The sequence below is a fragment of the Streptomyces alkaliphilus genome, assembly GCF_014141535.1.
Taxonomy (GTDB): domain Bacteria; phylum Actinomycetota; class Actinomycetes; order Streptomycetales; family Streptomycetaceae; genus Streptomyces; species Streptomyces alkaliphilus.
The window spans coordinates 1-3,492 of the sequence record NZ_VKHT01000555.1; the positions used below are offsets into that span (position 1 = coordinate 1).

A 3,492-nucleotide genomic window follows, 5' to 3' on the forward strand; every position below is an offset into this window, starting at 1 on the left:
GGGATGATCCCCGCCCCCGATCTGATCGACGGCGTGCCGCAGGAGGGGTTCGAGAACGGCCAGCCCGTCCCGCACCCCTCCCGTGGAACCGGGCAGGTTCACGATCAGGGTACTCCCGGCGATTCCGGCGAGACCACGCGAGAGGGACGCGGTCGGGACCTTCGGGAGGCCGGCGGCACGAATCGCCTCGGCGATGCCCGGCACCTCGCGGTCGATGACCGCCCGTGTCGCCTCGGGAGTGCGGTCGGTGGGGGTCAGCCCGGTGCCACCGGTGGTGAGGACGACCGCGTACCCGGCCTCGACGGCCGCGCGCAGCGCCGCCTCCACCGGTTCACCGTCCGGCACCACCTGGGGGCCCTCGACGGCGAATCCCATTCGCTCCAGGGCCGCCACGATGATCGGCCCGCCGGTGTCGGCGTAGATGCCGGCGGCGGCGCGGTTGGAGGCGGTGACGGCGAGGGCGCGTGGAGGCGCGGCGGGGGGTGCGGCCCCGGCACGGGCGCCGATGCCCGGGGCGTTCGGGGCGTTCGGTCGGGGTGTTCCGTGCCCGCTCATCGGGGTCGCCCCCAGTCCCCGGAGGCCCCTCCGGTCTTCTCCTCGACCCGCACATCGCCGATCACGGCGGCCTTGTCCACGGCCTTGACCATGTCCACCACGGTCAGCGCGGCGGTGGTGACGGCGGTCAGGGCCTCCATCTCCACCCCCGTGCGGCCGGTGGTGCGGACCGTGGCGGTGATCTCCACCGCGTCGTCGGCCACGGTCAACTCCACGCTCACCCCGGAGATGTCCAGCGGGTGGCACAGCGGGATGAGGTCGGGGGTTCGTTTGGCGCCCATGATGCCCGCGACCCGGGCGACGGCGAGCACGTCGCCCTTGGGCAGACCGACGCCCCGCAACAGTTCCACCACGCGGGGGGAGACCAGAACCCGCCCCGTGGCCCGCGCCGTGCGGACGGTCACCTCCTTGGCGGAGACATCGACCATCCGGGCGGCGCCCGTCTCGTCCAGGTGGGTGAGGCCGCCGGGAGAATGCGCACTGCTCATGAGGCGCAACGGTACCGCCTGGCCGGGAGCCCGCCGGCGACGGCGCCCCGGGCGGACGGAGCCGTTCAGTGGTCGCGGTCCAACAGGACGACCTCCACCCCGGTGCCCGGCGCGACCTCGGTGACCTCCTCCGGAACCACGATCAGGCAGTCGGCCCGGGCCAGCGCGGCCACCAGATGGGACCCCGCTCCCCCGACCGGACTCACGGTGAGCCCGTCCCTGGCCGCGCTCACGGGTCCGCCCGGGAGGTCGCCCGTGGCCCCGCCGGAACCATCGGCACGGCCCGAGCCGCCGGCGGGACCGTCCGGGACAGGGGCCCCGCGCCCCGTGCCGGCCAATGCCCCGCGCAGGAACTGCCGCTTGCCCTTCGGTGACGTCAGCGGGGCTTCGGCGGCGAGCACGGCACGGGCCCGGGGCCGGTGGCGGTCGAGCCGACCGGCCAGCACCCGCATCGCCGGACGAACGAACAGTTCGAAGGAGACGTAGGCGCTCACCGGGTTCCCCGGCAACGCCAGCAGCGGCACCCGCTCCCCCGCCGCGCCCACCAGCACCCCGAAGCCCTGGGGCTTCCCCGGCTGCATGGCCAGCCGGTGGAACTCCACCGAGCCGGGCGGCGCCTCCGGCCCGCTCAACGCCGCCTTCACCACGTCGTAGGCCCCGACACTGACCCCACCGGTGGTGATGATCAGATCGGCGCGGCCCATCTGGTCGGTGAGGACCGCGCGCAGTTCCACCGGGTCGTCGACGACGGCCGCGACCCGGTAGGGCTCGCCACCGGCCTCGCGGACGGCGGCGGCGAGGGCGAACCCATTGCTGTCGTGGATCCGGCCGGGCGCCAGTGGTCGCCCGGGCGGCACCAGTTCGCTGCCGGTGGAGATCACCGCCACCCGGGGGCGGGGACGCACGGGCACCGAGGCCCGCCCGACGGCGGCGAGCAGGCCGATCCGGGGCGGGGTGAGCAGGGTGCCGGCGGCCAGGGCGAGGGCACCGGCGGCCACGTCGCCGCCGCGCCGCCGCACGTGCTGCCCCGGGGAGACCGGACGGTGCACGCGCACCTCACCACCGATGACCGGCCCGTGGCCGGCCATGGACTCGGCCGGGCCGCCCCCGGTTCCGCCGTCGGTCCACTCCACGGGCACCACTGCCTCGGCACCCGGCGGCAGCGGCGCGCCGGTCATGATCCGCACCGCCCTGCCCGGGCCGACGGTGGGGGCCGGGGTGTCGCCGCCCGCCGGGGCGTCCCCGATCACCTCCAGCACCGCCGGGTACCGCTCGTCGGCCCCCTCGAGATCCGCCACCCGCACGGCGTAGCCGTCCATGGAGCTGTTGTCGAAGGACGGCAGCGCCACGGGCACGGTGACGTCCTCGGTGAGGACGCAACCGTAGGCGTCGGACAGCGGCAGCTCGATCGGGTCCAGGGGACGGACCGTGGCCACGATCTCGGCCAGGTGCTCGTCGACCGACCGGATGTCAGCCAAGTTCGCGCATCTCCCCGTTGACGTACTTGGTCAGCCAGTCACGGAAGTCCGGCCCCAGGTCATCGCGCTCGCAGGCGAGGCGGACGATGGCCCGCAGATAGTCCGCCCGGTCACCGGTGTCGTAGCGGCGGCCCCGGAAGACCACACCGTGCACCGGTCCGCCGATGGACGGGTCGGCGGCCATGGTCTGCAGGGCGTCGGTGATCTGGATCTCGCCGCCGCGGCCGGGCGAGGTCTCGCGCAGCACGTCGAAGACGGCCGGGTCCAGGACGTAGCGACCGATGACGGCGTAGTTGCTGGGGGCCTCGGACGCGACCGGCTTCTCCACCAGGTCGGTGATGCGCTTGACGCCGTCCCCGTCGGTCTCCTCCACGGCGGCGCACCCGTAGAGGTGGATCTGGGTGGGGTCGACCTCCAGCAGGGCGACGACACTGCCCCCGTGCCGTTCGCGCACGTCCATCATCGTGGTCAGCAGCGGGTCGCGGGCGTCGATGAGGTCGTCGCCCAGCAGGACGGCGAAGGGCTGGTCCCCGACGTGCGGGGCGGCGCACAGGATGGCGTGTCCCAGGCCCTTGGGGTCGCCCTGGCGGACATAGTGCATGGTGGCCAGACCGGTGGACTGCTGAACGCGCGAGAGGCGGCTCTCGTCGCCCTTGGCGCGCAGCACCTCCTCCAACTCGTAGTTGCGGTCGAAGTGGTCCTCCAGCGGGCGCTTGTTGCGGCCGGTGACCATGAGCACATCGGTGAGGCCGGCCCGGGTGGCCTCCTCCACCACGTACTGGATCGCCGGCTGGTCGACGACCGGAAGCATCTCCTTGGGGGTCGCCTTGGTCGCCGGCAGGAAGCGGGTACCGAGGCCGGCCGCCGGGATGACCGCCTTGGTGAGGGAAGGGGTGGTCCGGGGACGTGGTGAGGTCATGGCGGTCACTTTAACCATTTGATCGGTTCGTCCGAGACCCTTTCCCCGGGTG

The 3,492-nt window shown here is 73.9% G+C and carries 4 protein-coding genes; all 4 read right to left on the reverse strand.

The window, feature by feature from the left end; all coding sequences use genetic code 11:
* Positions 1 to 555 (reverse strand): MogA/MoaB family molybdenum cofactor biosynthesis protein (locus FNQ90_RS16580; RefSeq protein ID WP_182607096.1); only part of this gene is annotated, 555 nt, incomplete at its 3' end.
* Positions 552 to 1,043 (reverse strand): cyclic pyranopterin monophosphate synthase MoaC, encoded by a 492-nt coding sequence (gene moaC / locus FNQ90_RS16585; protein ID WP_143622698.1) that lies wholly within the window; start codon positions 1,041 to 1,043, stop codon positions 552 to 554. The genes FNQ90_RS16580 and moaC, both read right to left, overlap by 4 nt.
* Positions 1,044 to 1,108: 65 nt before the next feature.
* Positions 1,109 to 2,521, reverse strand: coding sequence for a molybdotransferase-like divisome protein Glp (gene glp / locus FNQ90_RS16590; protein WP_182607097.1), 1,413 nt, complete (start codon positions 2,519 to 2,521; stop codon positions 1,109 to 1,111).
* Positions 2,514 to 3,440, reverse strand: coding sequence for a UTP--glucose-1-phosphate uridylyltransferase GalU (galU, locus tag FNQ90_RS16595; RefSeq protein ID WP_143622694.1), 927 nt, complete (start codon positions 3,438 to 3,440; stop codon positions 2,514 to 2,516). The genes glp and galU overlap by 8 nt, the downstream gene beginning before the upstream one ends.
* Positions 3,441 to 3,492: the final 52 nt, after the last annotated feature.